The 21,236-nt window shown below is 53.6% G+C and carries 22 protein-coding genes; 5 read left to right on the top strand and 17 right to left on the bottom strand.

Going from position 1 to position 21,236, the window contains the following annotated elements; all coding sequences use genetic code 11:
- Positions 1-2: 2 nt before the first annotated feature.
- From VXJ35_RS16200 to VXJ35_RS16155, 10 genes are all read right to left on the bottom strand, one after another.
- Complete coding sequence (locus VXJ35_RS16200; protein ID WP_064022365.1) at positions 3-980, bottom strand: IS110 family transposase; 978 nt, start codon at positions 978-980, stop codon at positions 3-5.
- A gap of 392 nt (positions 981-1,372) precedes the next feature.
- Positions 1,373-1,696 (bottom strand): type II toxin-antitoxin system PemK/MazF family toxin, encoded by a 324-nt coding sequence (locus VXJ35_RS16195; RefSeq protein ID WP_064022364.1) that lies wholly within the window; start codon positions 1,694-1,696, stop codon positions 1,373-1,375.
- Positions 1,693-1,908 (bottom strand): antitoxin MazE family protein, encoded by a 216-nt coding sequence (locus VXJ35_RS16190; RefSeq protein WP_197495868.1) that lies wholly within the window; start codon positions 1,906-1,908, stop codon positions 1,693-1,695. Before VXJ35_RS16190 ends, VXJ35_RS16195 begins: the two co-directional genes overlap by 4 nt.
- 253 nt (positions 1,909-2,161) lie before the next feature.
- Entirely contained in the window at positions 2,162-2,482 is a 321-nt protein-coding gene (locus VXJ35_RS16185) for an REP-associated tyrosine transposase (RefSeq protein WP_331711075.1), read from the bottom strand.
- A complete protein-coding gene (locus VXJ35_RS16180; protein WP_231914764.1) occupies positions 2,482-2,634 on the bottom strand; it encodes a hypothetical protein in 153 nt (50 codons plus the stop codon). The genes VXJ35_RS16185 and VXJ35_RS16180 overlap by 1 nt, the downstream gene beginning before the upstream one ends.
- A 321-nt stretch (positions 2,635-2,955) precedes the next feature.
- Positions 2,956-3,951 (bottom strand): DUF262 domain-containing protein, encoded by a 996-nt coding sequence (locus tag VXJ35_RS16175; RefSeq protein ID WP_064022363.1) that lies wholly within the window; start codon positions 3,949-3,951, stop codon positions 2,956-2,958.
- The gene (locus VXJ35_RS16170; RefSeq protein WP_064022362.1) at positions 3,935-4,561 is read right to left on the bottom strand and encodes a hypothetical protein; all 627 of its coding nucleotides are present in this window, start codon (positions 4,559-4,561) and stop codon (positions 3,935-3,937) included. The genes VXJ35_RS16175 and VXJ35_RS16170 overlap by 17 nt, the downstream gene beginning before the upstream one ends.
- 177 nt (positions 4,562-4,738) lie before the next feature.
- Positions 4,739-5,836 (bottom strand): IS5 family transposase, encoded by a 1,098-nt coding sequence (locus VXJ35_RS16165; protein WP_064019980.1) that lies wholly within the window; start codon positions 5,834-5,836, stop codon positions 4,739-4,741.
- A gap of 223 nt (positions 5,837-6,059) precedes the next feature.
- The gene (locus tag VXJ35_RS16160) at positions 6,060-7,157 is read right to left on the bottom strand and encodes an IS5 family transposase (RefSeq protein ID WP_064019980.1); all 1,098 of its coding nucleotides are present in this window, start codon (positions 7,155-7,157) and stop codon (positions 6,060-6,062) included.
- Between the two features lie 190 nt (positions 7,158-7,347).
- The gene (locus VXJ35_RS16155) at positions 7,348-7,878 is read right to left on the bottom strand and encodes an REP-associated tyrosine transposase (RefSeq protein ID WP_064022361.1); all 531 of its coding nucleotides are present in this window, start codon (positions 7,876-7,878) and stop codon (positions 7,348-7,350) included.
- Positions 7,879-8,090: 212 nt separating this feature from the next.
- On the opposite strand from VXJ35_RS16155, the gene VXJ35_RS16150 reads away from it, so the two are divergent.
- Together VXJ35_RS16150 and VXJ35_RS16145 are read left to right on the top strand one after the other, a co-directional pair.
- Entirely contained in the window at positions 8,091-9,188 is a 1,098-nt protein-coding gene (locus VXJ35_RS16150; protein WP_064021678.1) for an IS5 family transposase, read from the top strand.
- A 509-nt stretch (positions 9,189-9,697) separates the two neighbouring features.
- Positions 9,698-10,609, top strand: a complete 912-nt coding sequence (locus VXJ35_RS16145; RefSeq protein ID WP_064022360.1) for a DMT family transporter — start codon at positions 9,698-9,700, stop codon at positions 10,607-10,609.
- 4 nt (positions 10,610-10,613) lie between these two features.
- On the opposite strand, the gene recN is transcribed toward VXJ35_RS16145, so the two are convergent.
- Both recN and VXJ35_RS16135 read right to left on the bottom strand, forming a co-directional pair.
- Complete coding sequence (recN, locus tag VXJ35_RS16140) at positions 10,614-12,302, bottom strand: DNA repair protein RecN (protein WP_064022359.1); 1,689 nt, start codon at positions 12,300-12,302, stop codon at positions 10,614-10,616.
- Between the two features lie 4 nt (positions 12,303-12,306).
- The gene (locus VXJ35_RS16135) at positions 12,307-13,188 is read right to left on the bottom strand and encodes an NAD(+) kinase (RefSeq protein WP_064023559.1); all 882 of its coding nucleotides are present in this window, start codon (positions 13,186-13,188) and stop codon (positions 12,307-12,309) included.
- Positions 13,189-13,386: 198 nt separating this feature from the next.
- Between VXJ35_RS16135 and VXJ35_RS16130 the strand changes: the two genes are divergently transcribed.
- Both VXJ35_RS16130 and VXJ35_RS16125 read left to right on the top strand, forming a co-directional pair.
- Positions 13,387-14,037: a response regulator transcription factor gene (locus tag VXJ35_RS16130; protein ID WP_197495866.1), complete on the top strand. Its 651-nt coding sequence runs from the start codon at positions 13,387-13,389 to the stop codon at positions 14,035-14,037.
- Between the two features lie 93 nt (positions 14,038-14,130).
- Positions 14,131-15,483 (top strand): diguanylate cyclase, encoded by a 1,353-nt coding sequence (locus tag VXJ35_RS16125; RefSeq protein ID WP_064022357.1) that lies wholly within the window; start codon positions 14,131-14,133, stop codon positions 15,481-15,483.
- 280 nt (positions 15,484-15,763) lie between these two features.
- On the opposite strand, the gene VXJ35_RS16120 is transcribed toward VXJ35_RS16125, so the two are convergent.
- Positions 15,764-16,240, bottom strand: a complete 477-nt coding sequence (locus VXJ35_RS16120; RefSeq protein WP_064022356.1) for a hypothetical protein — start codon at positions 16,238-16,240, stop codon at positions 15,764-15,766.
- A 288-nt stretch (positions 16,241-16,528) separates the two neighbouring features.
- A complete protein-coding gene (locus VXJ35_RS16115) occupies positions 16,529-17,080 on the bottom strand; it encodes an REP-associated tyrosine transposase (RefSeq protein ID WP_064022355.1) in 552 nt (183 codons plus the stop codon).
- Positions 17,081-17,422: 342 nt separating this feature from the next.
- On the opposite strand from VXJ35_RS16115, the gene VXJ35_RS16110 reads away from it, so the two are divergent.
- The gene (locus VXJ35_RS16110) at positions 17,423-18,424 is read left to right on the top strand and encodes an IS110 family transposase (protein ID WP_197495864.1); all 1,002 of its coding nucleotides are present in this window, start codon (positions 17,423-17,425) and stop codon (positions 18,422-18,424) included.
- On the opposite strand, the gene VXJ35_RS16105 is transcribed toward VXJ35_RS16110, so the two are convergent.
- The 3 genes from VXJ35_RS16105 to htpG form a co-directional block, all read right to left on the bottom strand.
- Entirely contained in the window at positions 18,415-18,558 is a 144-nt protein-coding gene (locus VXJ35_RS16105) for a hypothetical protein (RefSeq protein WP_157198201.1), read from the bottom strand. The genes VXJ35_RS16110 and VXJ35_RS16105 overlap by 10 nt on opposite strands.
- 141 nt (positions 18,559-18,699) lie before the next feature.
- The gene (locus VXJ35_RS16100) at positions 18,700-19,161 is read right to left on the bottom strand and encodes a lysozyme inhibitor LprI family protein (RefSeq protein ID WP_064022354.1); all 462 of its coding nucleotides are present in this window, start codon (positions 19,159-19,161) and stop codon (positions 18,700-18,702) included.
- Positions 19,162-19,278: 117 nt separating this feature from the next.
- The gene (gene htpG, locus VXJ35_RS16095; protein ID WP_064022353.1) at positions 19,279-21,216 is read right to left on the bottom strand and encodes a molecular chaperone HtpG; all 1,938 of its coding nucleotides are present in this window, start codon (positions 21,214-21,216) and stop codon (positions 19,279-19,281) included.
- Positions 21,217-21,236: the final 20 nt, after the last annotated feature.

Raw genomic sequence — 21,236 nt, 5'->3', positions numbered from 1 at the left:
AGTCAACTTTGAAAAGCGTAATCGCCCCGGTAAGGCTCGCGAGTTTTCAGGACACCAAAGCACAAATGTACGAGTTTACGCATAGCACCACCGAGAGCAGACATTTTGGTTTTTCCACGTGCCTGCAAACGCAGATAGAGTGCTTTGAGATGAGGGTTGTATTGAACGCCGACCACGGTGGCCATGTAAAGGATGGCGCGTATACGGGCGGGGCCAGCTTTGGATAGTCGGGGCCGCCCTTGAATCGACGAACCGGACTGTCGCTCCACGGGCACCAAACCCAGGTAAGCGGCCAGTTGTTCGGCGGATTGAAAGTGATGATTGTGCATCACCGCTAACAAGTGATTGCTAACCTGGGGACCGACGCCGGGAATACTGATTAACAGCGTCCGGTCCGCCTTCAGTTCAGGGTGCTGATCGATATGGTCGTCGATGTCGATCTGGAGTTTAGCGAGTTGAGTTTCCAGGAAAGTAATAGAGTCGAGTAGGGATTGGTGAATCAGTACCGGAGTATCGGTGGCCTGGGCTTTTTCCAGGCGGTTGCGCTCGCGTTGCAAATCCTGGGCGATCGCTTCACGGCGGGATAACAGGGCTTGCAAGGTGCGAGCTTCTGGAGTTGGAGGTGTCCAAGGCCTGGGGTTCAACAACGCGCCGTAACGAGCCAACACCAGACTATCGACGCCGTCGGTCTTGGTGCGCACACCCAGGCTGCGGCCAAAGTCTTTGACTTGAGCGGGATTTACAATCGAGACCGTGACGCCTGCATCGCTCAAGGCGAGTGTAGCCTGTTCGTGATAAACGCCGGTTCCTTCCAGGATAGCGTGTAGCGTGTCAGGCGTGGCCTGTTGTTTTACACACCAAGCTAACAGATCGTCGACGCCCGCTTTGGAATTGGTAACGGATTTCGCACGGCGTTTGGCAGTGGCAACATCCAATAACAGACTGCAATCAAGTTTGGCTTTAGAAACATCGATACCGATAAAAAACTAGAGTGATTCAGCATGAAGAAACAAAATAAACCAACCGAGCCCACTTGCCTTGTGCATACAGGGTCATTGCCCTTGGCTACCGTTCAGTGTCTTCGTTGGCATCAGAAGCGAGACAGAAGGCTTAATCTACATGCCAAGGTCGAACCTTAAGGGTACGCACAAGCTCTTTCTGTCTCAGTGCCAAGGTAGCTAACCATGGCGACAAGTAAGATACAAGGGTACGCATCGCGTACCATTAAAAAGCCGTCATGGTGGCTTTGAGCGGTTCACAACATAAAGCCCCCGGCTTTGCCGGGGGATATTTACTCTAGCGGTGGATGGAAGACCATTTTTCCCAGTTGTAAAAATTGAGCGGGCTCGGAGCCGGCAAAACCAATGCCGGCCTAGGCAAACCCCAAAAATACCGCCAATGCTCGGTTGACCGCCAACAGGGTTTCGTCATCCACATGTCCGATAACGGCGCCGATTTTACTGCGCGACACGGATTGCGGCTTATCCACCATCACTTGCGAAGGCTTGCTAAGCCCGGTATGTTCATTGGCCGCCAAGGGGATTCGAAACAACGGTGCATCGCGTAACTCGCCGGTAACCGGCAAAATCGTCACGGATGGGTGCGCGTCGAACAAGTCGGACTGAATCAGCAGCGCCGGTCTGGGTTTGCCAAGATCGCCCTGTAACGCGACCGTCACTAGATCGCCGCGCCTCATTGCCAGCCGTCGTGGTCAGCCACCGCTTCCAGCCACATACAAGTCTCCTGATCCGCGGCATCATCACGAATCAGCAAGGATTGCCGCCGGCATTCGTCGGCAAAACCATTACGCCGGGTATCGGGCACCCAAATTTGCAGGGGGCGCAACCCCGCCTCCCTTAATGACTGGCGATGTTTTTGCACACGTGCCGAAGTACTGATACTCATCATAATCTCCCGTTGCATGTAACAAAGCGCATCATAAACACCACTCACGTTACATGCAACAGACTTGCGCATAGGAACAGAATTACCTGAACCTGATATTCAGCAGGTCCGAAGGATTCTCAATCTGTCTGTACGGTTTCATTACCTCCAGACTAATTTGCAAACTTTGGGACGGGGTTACAAGCTTCGTGCCGCTCGGTTTCGTCGTAGCATTCCATCATCGTCCACCCCGGATTTCGCTGACTCTCCATCCAGGCTAAGTGTTCACCAATATCGATTCATTGCTTTCACCAAGTTCTTGATCCAAAAATTCGCCGACACCCGCCCAATTCTCTGGCAAAAGCCCATGGCGAACGTATCGATGAAAGGTCGAATAAGGCCAATCTATCAATTGTTTAACGTAACCGTGTTTCATTGGGTTCCAATGGCAGTAATCGATATGCTTGGAATAATCGGGATTGTCGCGAATTGCATGCTCCCAAAAACGCCGTTGCCAGATGCCACGTTCCTGGCGTTTACGACGCGTCGCCGATAAACGTTCGGTGTGCGGCAAACCTTTGGCGAACAATAATTTCATCAGCCGTAAGCGAACAGGGAAATCGTCGGCATCCACGGCAAGGTCAACACCATATGCATGTGATCCGTCAGCACTACCCAAGCATCGATTTCAAATAGATACAACCGTTTGACCCGGCGCACCGAATCGATATGGTCGGTCAGCAACGTCAAGCGTCGTTCCAGCAGATTCACCGTGAAGAAATAACAACACCCGCAACAAAACAACGTCGATAATTTGGCACCGCCACCCCCCGCCAACAAAAATGGTTAATCCAACAACTCACCAACCCAAATCAAGGGGTTAGCGTAGGGCGGATTTGGAGCGCAGCGACAATCCGCGAAAACCCTATTCAATCGCAAGATCAAGCAGGGCGGATATATCGAAAGTCATCCATGGTGGATTGCTTCGCGAATCCACCTTACGCCAACCGTTTATCCGTCGTACGGCCGTCAGGCAAGCTAACGTCTATACAACTGTTTTTCAACAACCTGTTAAAGACCTTTCCCAAGAATGTACCTTTTAAAATTCTCTGAACGGATAATTCTATTTTTTCTATCATTAGTGCCTGAATACATTGCGTGGTAAAAAACTCCATGGTCTGTGTTTTTTTCGTTTTTTTTAGCAATTACCATTGCGTCAAACTCGTTTAATCGGTCAACAATATTGCCCGGTAGGCTATCCACTTCAGATAGCTCTACTACCATTGTGAAAAAACAAGACTTTCTGAACCATATAGAGTCAAGAGGAAGATTGAAGCTCTGTATAAAAGATATTGATTTTAGTATCTTAGATTTTACTTTATGAGCATTAGGGTATTCTTCGTTAAATTCTGCAATACAATTTTCAACTTCATTATCTCTAGGGAAATAGCCTTGACGCTCAATAGTTGACATCACTAATAAAAAGAAGTGCACATCAGCCATTCGTGTGAGTTCAGATTCGTAGAAAATCTCAAAGTCTTCAAGCGAAACCTCATTCGCAAGCTCTTTTGCCACTTGGATAAAATGGCCGTCGTAAATTGCGTTGTGTATTTCAATATCTTCAAGCTTGAATTTAGTAAGATTTATTCTTCTAAATATTTCTCTTACCAAGTCATCATTAACCCTTCCAATGTCGCGCACAACAACCTGATAAGACAGAAAATGATCTCGTTCATTCTCATCTAGCGAATCAAATGGACGGACAATTTTTAGCTCTTTTTTGAAATTATTTTCTATATAATTTTTTATCGTGGTAAGGCGTTGCTGCCCATCGATAACTTTTTGTGATGTTCTAAGTTTTTTAGTGTCGGTTTCTCCTTGACAAACATAGATCTCAGGAAATGGATAACCATTCAAAATGGTGTCTAGAAACTCTTCTTGGTGCTCCTGCGTCCATACAAACTTTCTCTGAAATTCCGGGGAAATAATCAATCGGTTATTATCAATTTTTTCGTAAATGTCAGCAATTGTAGGATTAGTTACAGATGGTTTAATTTGATGTGCCATTGACTCTCTCGATGGACCTTTGTCCTTTTAAATCTTTGATGCCTAAAAATGTGTAAGTTTCTAAGTGGTGATAGCTTTTAAATACGCCGGCGTTTACTTGGTAATTTCCAACCTCTGATTTTCCATTAGATATACTTCTGAAAAAATCAAACCAGTCATCCTTGAATGTTCTCATCTGAAATGAGACAGGAAGTTTATCTGGTCTTATCCAACCTAAAGCTACGTACTCCAGAAACTCATGATACATTCTCAACTCTCTTTCACGGACTACCGCTCTATTTTTTCGGAATTGCATCTGATAATAACCAATGTCAAACATTATTCTTTCAAATAACTGAGGAGAAACTAGTGCAACATCAATATCTGAATCGTAATCAAATATCTTATCCTTAAAAGGACTGAAACCAAGTTTTGCTGATCCAGTGATGTATATTTCGTAGAAAGGAACGTTAAATTTTTCGCCGATTCTTTTGCGAAATTCATAAAAGTCTTCATCTTTTGATCCGAACACGTAAGGGGTTCCATGCAGAATGAACTTTCTACAAAAGTCTAATATTTCTTCTTCAGATGACTTTTTATGTAAGTCTTCAAAGAACGAGTCTATGTCCATCGATTATCTCTAGCAGGCTGGTGAAAAACCCACTGATATTTCCCCTTACCCACGGTTGCCGTGATTTTTTCGTGTTGAAATCGGTCATGACATCGAGTTTCAAGCGTTTTGCCCCTGTTTCAAGGGCTTTTTATTCGCCTGAAGCCGTCTGTGGACGGTTTTCAGGCGTACTTCACCCTAGGTGGGCGCACTCCACGCCGGTTTCGGCGTGAACACCAATAGGTTGAGCAAGCGCGTCAGGTTGTAGGCGGCGAAGCAAAACAAGGCTTGGCCAGCGACTTTGGCTAAGCCGATGTGACGGGTTTTGCGCAGGCCGCCGACCGTTTTGACCCAGCCAAAGGCTTCTTCGACGATTTTGCGGCGCTTGAGGCTTTGGGCGTAACCTTTGCCGCGCGCGGTGCGGCCATCGACGGCACTGCCGGTCTTTTTCCGGGCCACATGGGCTTTGATGTCTTGCGCCTTGAGTCCGTTGACGAAAGCCGGTTGGTCATAGCCTTTGTCGGCACCGACGCTACCGCCTTTGGGCACACGGCGTTTGATCATTGTTTGCGCGGCTTCGATTTCGGCGGTGCCGGTGGCTTGGGTGGTTTCGACATCGACAATCAGGCCGTTGCGATTCTCGGACAAGGCATGGGTGATGTAACGCAGTTTGGCCTCGGTGTATTCGCCTTTCTTGTAGAGCCGCGCTTCCGGGTCTGTCGTGCTTTGGTGGGTGGCGTTGCTGCGCTTTTCGCCGCTGAAGTCGACCTCGGGATTGCGGCCGGCGGGTTTGTCCGGGCCGCTGCCGTCTTTCTTAACGAAGCTTTTGTGCGAGGCCCAGGCTTCAATGAGGCTGCCGTCGACACTGAAGTGTTCGTCGGACACCAGGTTTTGCCATTCGGCTATGGCCAGTACCCGCTCAAAAAATTCGCGACTCAGCGCTTCGGACAGCAGCCGTTCGCGGTTGGCGCTGAACACGCTGCGTTCCCAGACAGCATCGTCGATGCCCAGACCGACAAACCAGCGAAACAGCAGGTTGTAGTCCAGCTGTTCCATCAACTGGCGTTCGCTACGAACGGTGTACAGCACTTGCAACAGCAAGGCGCGCAGCAGTTTTTCGGGCGCAATCGACGGGCGGCCAGTGTGCGAGTAACGCTCGGCAAAGACGGCATTCATAGAGGTCAATACGCCATCGACGAGTAGACGTAAACGACGCAACGGATGCTGTTTGGGAATACGTTCTTCCAGGCTAACGTAGCTGAACCAGCTACTTTGAATGGCATCGTGTCCGCGCATTGAAAGGCTCCAAATTTAGGTAGCCTATTTTAACAGTTGGCGGCTCATCTATGCCTTAGCAGGCTGGTGAAAAACCCACCGATATTTCCCCTTACCCACGGTTTCCGTGATTTTTTCGTGTTGAAATCGGTCATGACATCGAGTTTCAACCGTTTTGCCCCTGTTTCAAGGGCTTTTTATTCGCCTGAAGCCGTCTGTGGACGGTTTTCAGGCGTACTTCACCCTAGGTGGGCGCACTCCACGCCGGTTTCGGCGTGAACACCAATAGGTTGAGCAAGCGCGTCAGGTTGTAGGCGGCGAAGCAAAACAAGGCTTGGCCAGCGACTTTGGCTAAGCCGATGTGACGGGTTTTGCGCAGGCCGCCGACCGTTTTGACCCAGCCAAAGGCTTCTTCGACGATTTTGCGGCGCTTGAGGCTTTGGGCGTAACCTTTGCCGCGCGCGGTGCGGCCATCGACGGCACTGCCGGTCTTTTTCCGGGCCACATGGGCTTTGATGTCTTGCGCCTTGAGTCCGTTGACGAAAGCCGGTTGGTCATAGCCTTTGTCGGCACCGACGCTACCGCCTTTGGGCACACGGCGTTTGATCATTGTTTGCGCGGCTTCGATTTCAGCGGTGCCGGTGGCTTGGGTGGTTTCGACATCGACAATCAGGCCGTTACGATTCTCGGATAGGGCATGGGTGATGTAACGCAGTTTGGCCTCGGTGTATTCGCCTTTCTTGTAGAGCCGCGCTTCCGGGTCTGTCGTGCTTTGGTGGGTGGCGTTGCTGCGCTTTTCGCCGCTGAAGTCGACCTCGGGATTGCGGCCAGCGGGTTTGTCCGGGCCGCTGCCGTCTTTCTTAACGAAGCTTTTGTGCGAGGCCCAGGCTTCAATGAGGCTGCCGTCGACACTGAAGTGTTCGTCGGACACCAGGTTTTGCCATTCGGCTATGGCCAGTACCCGCTCAAAAAATTCGCGACTCAGCGCTTCGGACAGCAGCCGTTCGCGGTTGGCGCTGAACACGCTGCGTTCCCAGACAGCATCGTCGATGCCCAGACCGACAAACCAGCGAAACAGCAGGTTGTAGTCCAGCTGTTCCATCAACTGGCGTTCGCTACGAACGGTGTACAGCACTTGCAACAGCAAGGCGCGCAGCAGTTTTTCGGGCGCAATCGACGGGCGGCCAGTGTGCGAGTAACGCTCGGCAAAGACGGCATTCATAGAGGTCAATACGCCATCGACGAGTAGACGTAAACGACGCAACGGATGCTGTTTGGGAATACGTTCTTCCAGGCTAACGTAGCTGAACCAGCTACTTTGAATGGCATCGTGTCCGCGCATGGGGGGCTTCTCCAATTTAGATGCGCTATTTTACTTGTTTGCTGAGGCTATGCGCCTTGATGACTGCAGCTTTGGGAGTTTTTCACCAGCCTGTTAGCCTACTTGGCTTTTCGAGTTTTTCACCAGCCTGCTAGAGGATGATGCGTATTCCAGGGCCGTAGGCTGGGTTGAACAACGTGAAACCCAGCGATCATTCCCAGTTTTGTTCGATTAAGTCCGGCAGAGCAGCCCAATTTTCGGTGTAAATCCCTAATTTAATCCAGCGGTGGATGGAAGAATAACGCCAATCCACTGCTTTATCGACATAACCATGTTTCACCGGATTGTAATGAATATAATCCAAATGTCGCTGATAATCCGTTTCGTCCCGGATTTGGTGCTCCCAATATCGCCGTTGCCATACCCCACGTTCGTTTTTCCGTAATCGACTATCGGAAACGAATTCGTTCTTTTGAATCTGTCTGGAAAAATGTGATTTAAGCAAGCGCCAACGCATCGGATAATCGTCGTCACCTTCGGGTAAGCGCCAAATGCAATGTAAATGTTCCGGCAGTACCACCATAGCTTCAATAACCATGGGATGGCTCTGCTTGGTATAGCGACACGCATTGCGTAATTCGTCGATACACCTAATCAGTAAATCATTTTGGTGTCTTTGAGCAAGATTGACGGTAAAGAAATATGCGCCGCCTTTTAAATGACTACGAATGTATGTACGCATCAGCGTTTCCCTTAGAAGCTGGGTTTCATTATCATTCAACCCAGCCTACTTCCACAAACGCGGATTCAGCTTATTATCCATTTGCGGTTATTGTAAAGCGCAACCGACTGTCGCCTTAGCAGGCTGGTGAAAAACTCCCAAAGCTGCAGTCATCAAGGCGCATAGCCTCAGCAAACAAGTAAAATAGCGCATCTAAATTGGAGAAGCCCCCCATGCGCGGACACGATGCCATTCAAAGTAGCTGGTTCAGCTACGTTAGCCTGGAAGAACGTATTCCCAAACAGCATCCGTTGCGTCGTTTACGTCTACTCGTCGATGGCGTATTGACCTCTATGAATGCCGTCTTTGCCGAGCGTTACTCGCACGCTGGCCGCCCGTCGATTGCGCCCGAAAAACTGCTGCGCGCCTTGCTGTTGCAAGTGCTGTACACCGTTCGTAGCGAACGCCAGTTGATGGAACAGCTGGACTACAACCTGCTGTTTCGCTGGTTTGTCGGTCTGGGCATCGACGATGCTGTCTGGGAACGCAGCGTGTTCAGCGCCAACCGCGAACGGCTGCTGTCCGAAGCGCTGAGTCGCGAATTTTTTGAGCGGGTACTGGCCATAGCCGAATGGCAAAACCTGGTGTCCGACGAACACTTCAGTGTCGACGGCAGCCTCATTGAAGCCTGGGCCTCGCACAAAAGCTTCGTTAAGAAAGACGGCAGCGGCCCGGACAAACCCGCTGGCCGCAATCCCGAGGTCGACTTCAGCGGCGAAAAGCGCAGCAACGCCACCCACCAAAGCACGACAGACCCGGAAGCGCGGCTCTACAAGAAAGGCGAATACACCGAGGCCAAACTGCGTTACATCACCCATGCCCTATCCGAGAATCGTAACGGCCTGATTGTCGATGTCGAAACCACCCAAGCCACCGGCACCGCTGAAATCGAAGCCGCGCAAACAATGATCAAACGCCGTGTGCCCAAAGGCGGTAGCGTCGGTGCCGACAAAGGCTATGACCAACCGGCTTTCGTCAACGGACTCAAGGCGCAAGACATCAAAGCCCATGTGGCCCGGAAAAAGACCGGCAGTGCCGTCGATGGCCGCACCGCGCGCGGCAAAGGTTACGCCCAAAGCCTCAAGCGCCGCAAAATCGTCGAAGAAGCCTTTGGCTGGGTCAAAACGGTCGGCGGCCTGCGCAAAACCCGTCACATCGGCTTAGCCAAAGTCGCTGGCCAAGCCTTGTTTTGCTTCGCCGCCTACAACCTGACGCGCTTGCTCAACCTATTGGTGTTCACGCCGAAACCGGCGTGGAGTGCGCCCACCTAGGGTGAAGTACGCCTGAAAACCGTCCACAGACGGCTTCAGGCGAATAAAAAGCCCTTGAAACAGGGGCAAAACGGTTGAAACTCGATGTCATGACCGATTTCAACACGAAAAAATCACGGAAACCGTGGGTAAGGGGAAATATCGGTGGGTTTTTCACCAGCCTGTTAGGTGCGTAACAAAACAATCACGCCTTGCCCTAACAAACGGCGAAGTTCCTCAGAACCGAAAGCCAGCCAAAATAACGTGGCTCAACATTAAACCCAGCGGCTTTCATTCCAACCTGGGAATGCAAATAGCCAATTTTTGTTGTACTAACGCACCTACCCAGGCTACTATCACGGCCCATGTTATTCGCTAATCCGCTTTTTCTCGCCAATAAACGCCGCTGGCTATGGGGCTTACCTATCGCTGCGGTGTTTGCGTTTTTCTAAAAAAACTTTCAAGCAACCGCGGGCTTGCCGCAGTTGCTTTGCCATTTGCCCCAGGCCCGCACCAACCCAGGAGGTCTGATGGCAACACCCGTTTCCACCCACTCAACAGAACACAGGCGCTGGCTCGGCTTCGGCTTGGCGATTTTGGCCGCTATCGGTTTTTCCGGCAAAGCCATTTTCGTCAAATTGGCTTACAGCGAGGCGGTCGACGCCGTGACTTTGCTGGCGTTGCGGATGCTGTTTTCGGCACCGTTTTTCCTGGTCGTGGCTTTGCGCCATGCCTGGCAAAAACCGGCGCAAAGCTTGGGTCGGCGCGATTACGTGGCGTTGTTGCTATTGGGTTTGTTGGGTTATTACCTGTCCAGCCTGTTCGACTTCATCGGCTTGCAATACATATCCGCCGGTCTGGAGCGCCTGATTTTGTTTTTGTACCCGACCCTGGTCGTGGTGTTGTCGGCGTTACTGTTGCATAAACCGTTCGGCCGTAAAGAAGTCGTGGCGTTGCTGCTCAGTTATGCCGGCATCGGCGTGGTGTTCGGCGATCAAGTGACCTTGCAGGCCGAGCATTTGTGGCTGGGAGCCGGGTTTGTGTTCGCCAGCACGCTAACCTACGCGGCTTATCTGATCGGTACCGGCGAAACGGTGGCCAGGATAGGCGCGTCGCGCTTTACCGCCTATGCGATGTTGGTGGCGTGCGCGGCAACGCTGATCCAATTCCTGTTGACCCATCCGCCGCAGGCGCTGTTGGTCTCGGCGCGGGTGTATCAATTGAGTTTGTGGATGGCGCTTGTGTCGACCGTGTTGCCGGTGTTCATGCTATCGGCGGCGATCCGGATCATCGGCTCCGGCCATGCCTCGCTGATCGGTGCGCTGGGGCCGGTAGCGACGCTGTTTCTGGCCAATGTGTTTCTCGGCGAACAATTGAGCGCCGGGCAAATGGCCGGCGCTGGATTGGTGTTGATCGGCGTGTTGAGCCTGTCGCGCAAATAACGCCTTAGCCGGCTGCGTCGGCGGCCCCGCCCGAAGCCAGCATTTCCCGGGCGTGGGCCAGCGTGTTTTCGGTGATGGTGACGCCGCCCAGCATCCGCGCCACTTCCTGCACCCGTTCCTCCTCGCTCAGCCGGCGCACGCTGGACGAGGTGACGGCCGCCTTTTGGTTTTTGGCGACGAACAAGTGCTGGTGGGCTTGCGCCGCGACTTGGGGCAGGTGGGTTACGCACAGTACCTGGCGGTTGCGGCTGAGCCGGCGCAGCTTTTGGCCGACGATTTCGGCGATGCCGCCGCCGATGCCGGAATCGACCTCGTCGAATATCATGGTCGGCGTGGTTTTGTCGGTGCTGGTCGTGACCTGGATCGCCAGACTGATGCGCGACAATTCGCCGCCGGAGGCAACCTTGGCCAGCGGCTTGGCCGGCAGGCCGGGGTTGGTGCTGACCAAAAATTCGATCTGGTCCAGGCCGTTGCGTTGCGGTTCGGCGTTTTCCGGCGTTTGCAGTTTGACGATGAATTCGCCGTGCGGCATGCCCAATTCCTTGATCGCGGCGGAAATCCGTTGCTGCAATTCGGCGCCGGCCTGGGCCCGGCTGGCGGACAAGTCGGCGGCCAGTTGGCGGTATTGGTTCAGCAAGCGTTCGCAGTCGGCGTGCAGCGCTTCGATGCGCTCGCTGCTGTGGCTGAGGTTATGCAGTTCTGCGCTGAAGCGGCCGGCCAGTGCCGGCAGTTCCTCGGGCTGGACTTTGTGTTTGCGGCTCAAGGATTGAATCACGCCGATCTGGTTTTCCAGCCAGGCCAGTTGCTGCGGATCGGCTTCCTGGTTTTCCAGGAAGCGGCGCAATTGTTGGGTGGCTTCGCCGATCTGGATTTCGGCGTCGCCGAGCAGTTCCGCCACGCCGTTCAATTCGGCAGCGTACTGGCTCAGCTCCTGCAGCGCGTGGATCACGTGGCCCAGCATGTCGGCGACCGATTGCTGGTCGTTGTCGTACAGTATGTCGAGTTGTTGCTGGCCGACGCCGAGGATTTTGCCGAGGTTGGCCAGTTTGTGGTGTTCGTCGGCCAGGGACTGGTAATCGAAATTTTCCAGGTCCAATTGCTGCAGTTCCTCCAATTGGTAGCGCAGCAATTCCTCGCGCTCGGCCTGGTCGCTGCCGGCCTTTAACAGTTGCTGCAATTCTTTGTGCGCCTGGCGCCAGTTTTGGTAACAAGCGTTGAGTTGTTCCAGCAAGGCCTGGTTGCCGGCAAAACCGTCCAGCAGCCGGCGTTGTTCTTCGCCGTCCAGCAAGGTCAGATGGGCGTGCTGGCCGTGGATTTCCACCAATTGCCGGCTCAGCGCCTGTAGGGTTTGCAGATTGACCGGGCGGTTGTTGATGTAAGCTTTGGAGCGGCCGTCCTCGCTGACGGTGCGGCGGATCAGACACTGGCTGTCGTCGTCCAGTTCGTGGTCGGCCAGCCATTGTTTGACCAGCGGCGCTTTGCTCAAATCGAATTCGATGTTGATCTCGGCCCGCTTGCTGCCGGGACGGACGTAGCCGGAATCGGCGCGGTCGCCGAGTGCCAGGCCCAGTGCGGTTAACAGGATGGACTTGCCGGCGCCGGTTTCGCCGGTCAACACCGACATGCCGGGGTCCAGATCCAGATCCAAGGCGTCGACCACGGCCAGGTCGAGAATGTTCAGGTTTAGCAGCATGGGTTCAGGCGGGGTAGCCGCTCCAGTTGAGTTTGCTTCTCAGGATGTGGAAATAGTCGTGGTCTGCCGGATGCAGGATTTTAATCGGTTTCTCGGCCTTCTTGATCACGATCTTGTCGTTGATGCGCACGTCCGGAATTTCCAGATGGTCGCAAGTGACCAGCGCATTGATTTGTTTGGCGCGGCTGAAGCGGACTTCGATGGTGACGTTGTCGTCGATCACCAGCGGCCGGTTGGATAAGGTATGCGGGTTCAGCGGCACCAACACCAGCGCGTGCAAGGCCGGATGCAGAATCGGGCCGCCGGCCGACAAAGAATAGGCGGTGGAGCCGGTCGGCGTGGCGACGATCAGGCCGTCCGAGCGTTGCGTGTTCAGATAAACGCCGTCGATGCTGGTGACGATCTCGATCATGCTCGGTGTCACCCAGCGGTGTATCACGACTTCGTTGACGGCGGTTTGCTGGTGGATCAGCGTGCCGTCGCGGATGATGGCCGCATTCAACAAATGGCGTTGTTCAGTAATGTAGTGGCCGGCCAGAATCTGTTCCAGGCTGCCCGAGAGCTGTTCCGGCGAGATATCGGCCAAAAAACCGAGCCGGCCCAGATTGACGCCGAGCAACGGCACCTCGTAATCTGCCACCGCCCGCGCCGCGGCCAGGAAGGTGCCGTCGCCGCCCAACGCGATCATCAGGTCGCAATGTTCCGGTAAACGCTCGATATAGACGCCGGTAAGATCGGCGTTGTCGATCAATTCGGCGCTTTGGCTTTCCACCGTCACTTGAAAACCCCGGCGCAGCAGATAGCGGTAAAGTTGGTTCAGCGTCGGCGCGATGCCGGGGTCGCCGAACTTGCCGACGAGGCCGATGCGCTGGAATGGGCTTGGCATGGAATAGGTTGAATTGGCTGTGTTGGCCGGATTATACAAACAGGTAGGCCGAAAGTCTTCGCGCAAGTTTTGGCGGCCGCGCGCAGCCGGTGCCGGTCTAGGTATTTGGGCCTATAGACAAACCAAAGGATGCGGCTAGAATCCGAAAATTTTCCGGCGCGCCGCGTTAACGAAAGTCAACCGATTCAATCCGATTCCATGAAATTCGACAGAGTGATCCTAGTCGTCGATGCCGACATCTCCTCATACAAAGGCATTTTGCGGATGGCCGAACGGCTGGCGGCCGAGGTCGTGCATTTTGCCTGTAGCAGCGAATTAAACCGGTGGGCCGGCGACAAGCGCTTGCGTTTCGGCCCTGCCAATCTGGCGTTGTGCGTGGTGTTCGATCCGGAGTTTCTGGACGTTTTCGAGCGTAAGCCGGGAGACGATGTTTTCGGCCAATGGCCGCGTATCTGTATCAGCCGGGCCGGACGCATGTCCAAAGCACTGCAGGCGATCAACTCCGGCGTTTTCGATTTTATCGAGAAGCCGTTTCGGCTGGACCAGATGCGATTGGCCTTAGAACGGGCGTTGGATACCTTCGAACGCGATACCCGGCGGCTCAGCGAATTCAAGACGCTGACCCGCAGAGAATTGCAGACGTGCGAGATGGTGGTCAGCGGCCTGACCAACCGGGAAATTTCCGAACAATTGGACATTTCCATCAAAACGGTCAAGGTCCACCGTGCCAACCTAATGCGCAAGGTGCGCGCCAAATCGGTCACCGAGCTGTTGCGCGGCTACGACGAATTCAAGGCCTCGGGTAACGGCGCCCATGGCGCGGCGAAAAAGTTTTCCGCCGACACATGAGGCAGCGACCGCCCGCATTCGCGCTTACCTAATCTCCAGCCAAACCTTCCGCCATCCCGGCTTAAACCCAACCGCTAACCGCATTCAGCATCCATGGAATTGACTTTGTTTCCCACCGTCGGCACGATTGCCCAGCGCGAAATTTTGCGCGCCACGCTCGAGACCAGCATGCGCGAGGTGTCCGAACTGCTGAGCCGCTACAACGTCAGCAGCGTCGTAATCGAGCAAGCCGACGGACACTATGTGTTTTCGGTCGAAGACTTGCTGGTCCACGTCCACGAGGGCGGCCAAACATCCGCCAAACTGGGCGACCTGCCGATCCGCAAAGTTGCCTGCATCGGCGAAAACGAACATATCCTGGCCGGCCTGGACGAGCTGGAAAAGAGCGGCGACCGCTATTTGGGCGTGGTCGGCAGCGGCGGCGAGCTGGTCGGCATTTTGACCTATACCGATATTTTGTCGGCGGTCGATCCGACCGTGCTGGTCCAGAAAAAAACCATAGGCGAGCTGATTTCCCGCACCGAACCGGTCACGTTTTCGCCGGATTGGATTCTGGAAGACGTATTGAGCCACCTGCGCAAAATGGAAGATTCCATTATCGTGGTCGAGGCTGGAATACCGGTCGGCATCATCACGACCAAGGATATTTTCCGGATTTTGTCGTCCGGCAGCGCCACGGATTTGCCGCTGGCGGAGTACATGACCAGCCCGGTCGCGACTACCCATACCGATGCGACGATACACGACGCCTTGATGCAACTGAAAACCTTGAAGATCAAACGCGCGGTGGTGGTCGATGCGAACCGGCATCTGGTCGGCGTCGTCACCCAGAGCGAGCTGGTCGGATTCGCTTACGGCACCTGGATCGATTTGGTCAAACACCACGCCAGCGAATTGAAGGAGTTGGTCGGCATTTTGGAATCGAAGGCGCTGGGTTTGGAAAAGTCCGCGCTGACCGATCCGTTGACCGGCATCGGCAACCGGCGCATGTTGCAACAACGCTTGGAGGAGGAAATTCAGCGCATGCGGCGTTACCGGTCGTCGCCGTTTTCGTTGTTGTTGATCGACATCGACCACTTCAAGCGCGTCAACGACAGTCACGGCCATCTGGTCGGCGACGAAGTCTTGAAACTGGTGGCGGCGACGCTGCGCGGCCTGGTGCGGACTGTCGACGACGTCACCCGCTGGGGCGGCGAAGAATTTGCGCTGCTGCTGCCGCATACGCCGATTGCCGCCGCAGCCGAATTTGCCGCCCGCGTGCGGCTGGCCATCGAGAATTTGGCACTGCCGCGGCAAATACGAGTCAGCATCAGCATCGGCGCCGGCGAGTTTGCCGTCGCCGAAACCGAGCAGGCGTTCTTCGAACGGGTCGATAAAGCGCTGTACCGGGCCAAGCGCAACGGCCGCAATTGCGTCGTGGCCGACGCCGGCCCGGAGGGTGTCTGACATGAAGGGCCGGATACCGTTTTGACCTACGCGGCATAGGCGCTGACTTGCGCTTGCTGGTTATGGAGCCGGCCCGGTCTACCCGGATTGGCCGTAATTAGCCGCCGCGTTGCTGGGCTGAGCCTTGTTTTAACCGTTCAGGGGACGCAGGCAATGGCAGGGCAACCAGCGCCGGGCGTTGCGGACGCTGATCGGCGCATTCGCGGCTTGCGCGCCTCGTTGCGGGATAAAGCAGCCGCAGCGCACTGGCGATAGGCGCCTCGCCCGCTAAATCCCTGGGCTAACCATTGCCGCCGTTCTGGGCCAAAAAGCTTTCCCAGTTCCGGGTTGTCACCGCCTGCAAATAGGCTGCAGCCATTTCGGCGGTGAGCAATTCGAACAATACCCGGTTTTCCAACCAAACTTCCACCACCTGAAAAATGCCGCCGCGGTCGCAGGTTAGCGCCCGCCAGCCTTCGCGCGCGGCTATCGCTTTGATCGACGCTTCGTCCAAGGCCACGGAGAGCGCGGCGTGGGTCGGCACGTAATCCGGCCGGTCGGCGTCGTATTGAAATTGCACGTCCTGCCCATCTGCGCCGGGCAGCATGACGGTACCCAGCGGATAGACCTCGACCAGCGTGGCATGGCCGTCGTCGCAGATTGCGATATGGCTACCGCGCGCGGACGGAAACGGATAAGCCTTGCCGCCGATCAATTCGGCAACGACGGCCGCGACTCGGGCCGGGTCATGAGCGGAAATCGACAAATGGTGAATCATATGCGGTTCTCGGTAGATTTTCGGTAGATTTAAGGTAAGGTTCGGCGGCGGTGTAAGCCGGCCGGCTATGTTAGCGAATTAACGGCGGAAATGTTCGGATAGATCGGATTGATTTTTACGGATACGGATGCAGGGTGCGTACCTTCTACGTGGCTATCTGCCACGTGGGAGCGCAGACGTACCGTGGCACGGTGGATTTGTGCCGCAGCGCGGCCGAGCCTTGCATTACCACGCGGCGCGTGGGAACGAGGAAAATTCAAAGTAGGGTAAGCCCGCGTACCTTTGGTTTCATTCACCACCATCGAACGTATCAAATTTTCCGGCCATATCCGAGCCCCATTTCGCAGGATAAAGCCCCTCGTTTACGAAGCGATGGAACGACGAATAAGGCCAATTAGCCACCGAGGTCACCAGGCCGTGTTTAACCGGATTGTAATGCAAGTAATCCAGATGTTTTGCGTAGTCGCGTTCGTCGCGTAATGCATGTTCCCAGAATCGACGTTGCCAGACGCCGCGCCGCCGTTGGTGTTGTTTTGATAGAGATATTGATTGTTCAGGGCCGTTCGCCGCCAACCAATGTTGGGTGAAGTGTTTTTTGATAAAGCCCCAGCGTTTGGAATAATCGGCATCGTCAGGTGGCAGTGCCCAAATCGCGTGTAGGTGATCCGGCAACAATACCAGTGCATCAACCGCAAACGGCCATTGTTGTTGGCAAGCACGAATAGCCGATCTCAGCAAATCCCGGGCCGCATCGTTCGCCAAAATCGGCGCGCGTCGTTCAGTGACCACGGTAAAAAAGTACGAGCCGCCCGGTATATAACAGCGCCTATAATTCGCCATCGCAAACCCCGTTTGTAGAAACCCATGTTGGGAATTGTGGACCGGTTTAAACCAATCGGCAATTCAAGGTAGGGTACGCACCGCGTACCGAAAGAGGGGCGTCCCAACGTTGGAAGCCAGAAGGTACGCGTTGCGTACCCTTGTATCTTGCTTGTCGCCATGGTTAGCTACCTTGGCACTGAGACAGAAAGAGCTTGTGCGTACCCTTAAGGTTCGACCTTGGCATGTAGATTAAGCCTTCTGTCTCGCTTCTGATGCCAACGAAGACACTGAACGGTAGCCAAGGGCAATGACCCTGTATGCACAAGGCAAGTGGGCTCGGTTGGTTTATTTTGTTTCTTCATGCTGAATCACTCTATGTTTTTTATCGGTATCGATGTTTCTAAAGCCAAACTTGATTGCAGTCTGTTATTGGATGTTGCCACTGCCAAACGCCGTGCGAAATCCGTTACCAATTCCAAAGCGGGCGTCGACGATCTGCTAGCTTGGTGTGTAAAGCAACAGGCCACACCTGACACGCTACACGCTATCCTGGAAGGGACCGGCGTTTATCACGAACAGGCTGCACTCGCCTTGAGCGATGCAGGCGTCACGGTCTCGATTGTAAATCCCGCTCAAGTCAAAGACTTTGGCCGCAGCCTGGGTGTGCGCACCAAGACCGACGGCGTCGATAGTCTGGTGTTGGCCCGTTACGGCGCGTTGTTGAACCCCAGGCCTTGGACACCTCCAACTCCAGAAGCTCGCACCTTGCAAGCCCTGTTATCCCGCCGTGAAGCGATCGCCCAGGATTTGCAACGCGAGCGCAACCGCCTGGAAAAAGCCCAGGCCACCGATACTCCGGCACTGATTCACCAATCCCTACTCGACTCTATTACTTTCCTGGAAACTCAACTCGCTAAACTCCAGATCGACATCGACGACCATATCGATCAGCACCCTGAACTGAAGGCGGACCGGACGCTGTTAATCAGTATTCCCGGCGTCGGTCCCCAGGTTAGCAATCACTTGTTAGCGGTAATGCACAATCATCACTTTCAATCCGCTGAACAATTGGCCGCTTACCTGGGTTTGGTGCCCGTGGAGCGACAGTCCGGTTCCTCGATTCAAGGACGGCCCCGACTATCTAAAGCCGGGCCGGCCCGTATGCGGGCCATCCTCTATATGGCTGCCGTAGTCGGCGTTCAATACAACCCTCATCTCAAAGCACTCTATCTGCGTTTGCAGGCACGTGGAAAAACCAAAATGTCCGCTCTCGGTGGTGCTATGCGTAAACTCGTACATTTGTGCTTTGGTGTCCTGAAAACTCGCGAGCCTTACCGGGGCGATTACGCTTTTCAAAGTTGACTTTTAAGACGGTATCTACGCAGCTTGGTGAGTTGTTTCAGCAGGCCATTTTCGCCCAGCAGGTCTTCAGGTTTTTGATAGCCTGACAATAAGGTATCAATTAGGTCGCTTGGGATGGCTTTTGGTAAGGTCATAGTTACTCCTCAAAGTAAGGGCAGTTTCCTGCCTAATGGCCGTTTACACAAAAATTCTTACACCCTCCTAATGACCGTTTACACAAAAATTCTTACACTCTCCGCGGCGGTGCACAGAAATAATTGGTTGGACCACTCATATCAGCAGTCACCATCGATCCATTGACAGTAGTTCTGCTCTAATTCTTTGATGCGCAATTGCATTAGCTCTTGCTGACATGCCCCAGTCATATTGAATCGAATCTGCGAAGCTCCCCCTTCAATCATATTGAGACGCGACAAGCACTCTAGCCCATAGTACTTAAGCCACGCTCTTTGGGTCTCGCGAATCGACTTTTGCTGCCGTTCGTCTGCCTTTTTTATGACTTTTTTATAAATGTTGTTGAGCTTCTTATCCAAGAACTCTAGCTCTAGAGTATTAACTAAAGTTTCTAAACATAACTCGCCTTCATTTTTGAAACAGGTCTTCCGTTCTTCAGTGTCACACCATTTTTCCTCGTGGTATTTCTTCAACTCTTTGATGCAGAGCGCTCTGTCGTCGGAATCTGCAGCAAATGTTGTGGTGGCAAATAGAGAAAACAGAAATCCAAATATCTTGTTCATAAGGAGGTAGCCTAACAAGTAATTAACCAGATCTGTATATTTCCCAAAAATACACGATACACAGTCTTAACAATAACAAAAAAGGCCGGTTTCCCGGCCTTTTTAAAATCAAACAGCTTATTTCAACAACCCCTGCAACAACCCATTCAACTTATGCACAAACGCTGCCGGATCGTCCAACTGGCCGCCTTCGCTGAGGATGGCCTGGTCGAACAGAATATGGCTGATGTCGGCAAACCGGGCGTCGTCCTGCTCGTTTTTCAGGGCTTGGACGATGGCGTGGTCCGGGTTGATTTCGAAGATCGGTTTGCTGTTGCCGCCCATGCCGAACATGCCGCCGGCGTGGCCGGCTTCTTTCATGATCCGTTCCATGTGCAGGCTCATGTCGTAAGCGCCGGTGACCAGGCAAGCCGGAGAGTCGGTCAGGCGGTGGCTGATTTTGACTTCGCTGACTTTGTCGGTCAGTACTTCTTTGAGTTGTTTAACTACCGATTCGAAGTCTTTGCTGACTTCTTCCTGGTGTTTTTTCTCTTCTTCGGTATCGAATTTATCCAGGTCCAGTTCGCCTTTGGCGATGGATTGCATGTGCTTGCCGTCGAATTCGGTCAGGCTGGAGACCAGCCATTCGTCGATGCGGTCGGTCAGCAATAACACTTCGATGCCTTTCTTGCGGAACACTTCCAGATGCGGGCTGCTTTTCGCGGCGGCGAAGCTGTCGGCGGTGATGAAATAGATTTTCTCCTGGCCTTCCTTCATCCGGCTGACGTAGTCGGCCAGCGATACGTTCTGGGTTTTGTCGTCGGTATGGGTCGATGAGAAACGCAACAGGCCGGCAATGCGGTCCTTGTTTTTGTGGTCTTCGATCGGACCTTCCTTGATGACGTTACCGAATTGCTCCCAGAATTTTTGGTATTTCTCGGCGTCGTTTTCGGCCAGGTCTTCCAGCAATCCCAAGACCTTTTTAACAGCACCGCCTTTGATGGTGTTGATCTGTTTGCTTTGTTGCAGGATTTCCCGCGAGACGTTCAGCGGCAGGCTGTCAGTGTCGATCACGCCGCGAACAAAGCGCAGATAGCGCGGCATCAATTGCTCGGCGTCGTCGGTGATGAAGACTTTTTTGATATACAGTTTCACCCCGTGTTTGGCATCGCGGTCCCACAAGTCGAACGGCGCGCGGCCCGGTACGTACAGCAGCAAGGTGTATTCGTTGGTGCCTTCTACTTTGCTATGAACGTGAGCCAATGGGTCTTGGAAGTCGTGGCCGACGTGTTTGTAGAACTCGTTGTACTGTTCTTCGGTGATGTCGTCTTTAGACTTGGTCCACAGGGCAGAGGCGCTGTTGACGGTTTCGTCTTCGACGCGGGCCGGCGCAGTTTCGTTACCTTCGTCGTCTTTTTCGGCCGGAATTTCCTTGCTCATAATGATCGGCAGGGAGATGTGGTCGGAGTATTTTTTGATGATCGAACGCAGTTTCCATTCGCTGAGGAATTCTTCTTCGCCTTCTTTCAGGTGCAGTACGATTTCGGTGCCGCGGCCGGCTTTATCGACCGATTCGATGCTGTACTCGCCCAGGCCGTCGGATTCCCAGCGCACACCCTGGTCGTGCGGCGCGCCGGCTTTGCGGGTGGTTAAGGTGACTTTGTCGGCGACGATGAAGGCCGAGTAGAAACCGACGCCGAATTGGCCGATCAGTTCGCTATCCTTGGCTTGGTCGCCGGTCAGGCGTTCGAAGAATTGCTTGGTACCGGATTTGGCGATGGTGCCGATATGGTCCTGCACTTCTTCGCGGCTCATACCGATGCCGTTATCGGTGATGGTGATGGTCTTTTTGGCTTCGTCGAAATCGACGCGGATTTTCAATTCGCTGTCGCCTTCGTACAGGCTGTCGTTGGCCAGGGCTTCGAAGCGCAATTTATCGGCGGCGTCGGAGCCGTTGGAGATCAACTCGCGCAAAAAGATTTCTTTATTGCTGTACAAGGAGTGAATCATCAAGTGCAGCAAATGCTTTACTTCGGTTTGAAAACCTAGGGTTTGTTTGTTTGCCTCAACAGTCATGTCTATACTCTTTTGGTTGT

This window comes from Methylomonas sp. DH-1, assembly GCF_046097555.1.
Lineage (GTDB): Bacteria > Pseudomonadota > Gammaproteobacteria > Methylococcales > Methylomonadaceae > Methylomonas > Methylomonas koyamae.
The sequence above is the reverse complement of the archived record's forward strand: the minus strand, read 5'-3'. Positions and strand labels throughout refer to the sequence as shown.

Bases quoted from the DNA above. Each gene is read 5' to 3' on its own strand.
- VXJ35_RS16195 (WP_064022364.1), bottom strand. From the start codon at position 1,696: ATGAGGCGCGGCGATCTAGTGACGGTCGCGTTACAGGGCGATCTTGGC.
- VXJ35_RS16190 (WP_197495868.1), bottom strand. From the start codon at position 1,908: ATGATGAGTATCAGTACTTCGGCACGTGTGCAAAAACATCGCCAGTCA.
- VXJ35_RS16185 (WP_331711075.1), bottom strand. From the start codon at position 2,482: ATGAAATTATTGTTCGCCAAAGGTTTGCCGCACACCGAACGTTTATCG.
- VXJ35_RS16175 (WP_064022363.1), bottom strand. From the start codon at position 3,951: ATGGCACATCAAATTAAACCATCTGTAACTAATCCTACAATTGCTGAC.
- VXJ35_RS16170 (WP_064022362.1), bottom strand. From the start codon at position 4,561: ATGGACATAGACTCGTTCTTTGAAGACTTACATAAAAAGTCATCTGAA.
- VXJ35_RS16165 (WP_064019980.1), bottom strand. From the start codon at position 5,836: ATGCGCGGACACGATGCCATTCAAAGTAGCTGGTTCAGCTACGTTAGC.
- VXJ35_RS16160 (WP_064019980.1), bottom strand. From the start codon at position 7,157: ATGCGCGGACACGATGCCATTCAAAGTAGCTGGTTCAGCTACGTTAGC.
- VXJ35_RS16155 (WP_064022361.1), bottom strand. From the start codon at position 7,878: ATGCGTACATACATTCGTAGTCATTTAAAAGGCGGCGCATATTTCTTT.
- VXJ35_RS16150 (WP_064021678.1), top strand. From the start codon at position 8,091: ATGCGCGGACACGATGCCATTCAAAGTAGCTGGTTCAGCTACGTTAGC.
- VXJ35_RS16145 (WP_064022360.1), top strand. From the start codon at position 9,698: ATGGCAACACCCGTTTCCACCCACTCAACAGAACACAGGCGCTGGCTC.
- recN (WP_064022359.1), bottom strand. From the start codon at position 12,302: ATGCTGCTAAACCTGAACATTCTCGACCTGGCCGTGGTCGACGCCTTG.
- VXJ35_RS16135 (WP_064023559.1), bottom strand. From the start codon at position 13,188: ATGCCAAGCCCATTCCAGCGCATCGGCCTCGTCGGCAAGTTCGGCGAC.
- VXJ35_RS16130 (WP_197495866.1), top strand. From the start codon at position 13,387: ATGAAATTCGACAGAGTGATCCTAGTCGTCGATGCCGACATCTCCTCA.
- VXJ35_RS16125 (WP_064022357.1), top strand. From the start codon at position 14,131: ATGGAATTGACTTTGTTTCCCACCGTCGGCACGATTGCCCAGCGCGAA.
- VXJ35_RS16120 (WP_064022356.1), bottom strand. From the start codon at position 16,240: ATGATTCACCATTTGTCGATTTCCGCTCATGACCCGGCCCGAGTCGCG.
- VXJ35_RS16115 (WP_064022355.1), bottom strand. From the start codon at position 17,080: ATGGCGAATTATAGGCGCTGTTATATACCGGGCGGCTCGTACTTTTTT.
- VXJ35_RS16110 (WP_197495864.1), top strand. From the start codon at position 17,423: ATGCTGAATCACTCTATGTTTTTTATCGGTATCGATGTTTCTAAAGCC.
- VXJ35_RS16105 (WP_157198201.1), bottom strand. From the start codon at position 18,558: ATGACCTTACCAAAAGCCATCCCAAGCGACCTAATTGATACCTTATTG.
- VXJ35_RS16100 (WP_064022354.1), bottom strand. From the start codon at position 19,161: ATGAACAAGATATTTGGATTTCTGTTTTCTCTATTTGCCACCACAACA.
- htpG (WP_064022353.1), bottom strand. From the start codon at position 21,216: ATGACTGTTGAGGCAAACAAACAAACCCTAGGTTTTCAAACCGAAGTA.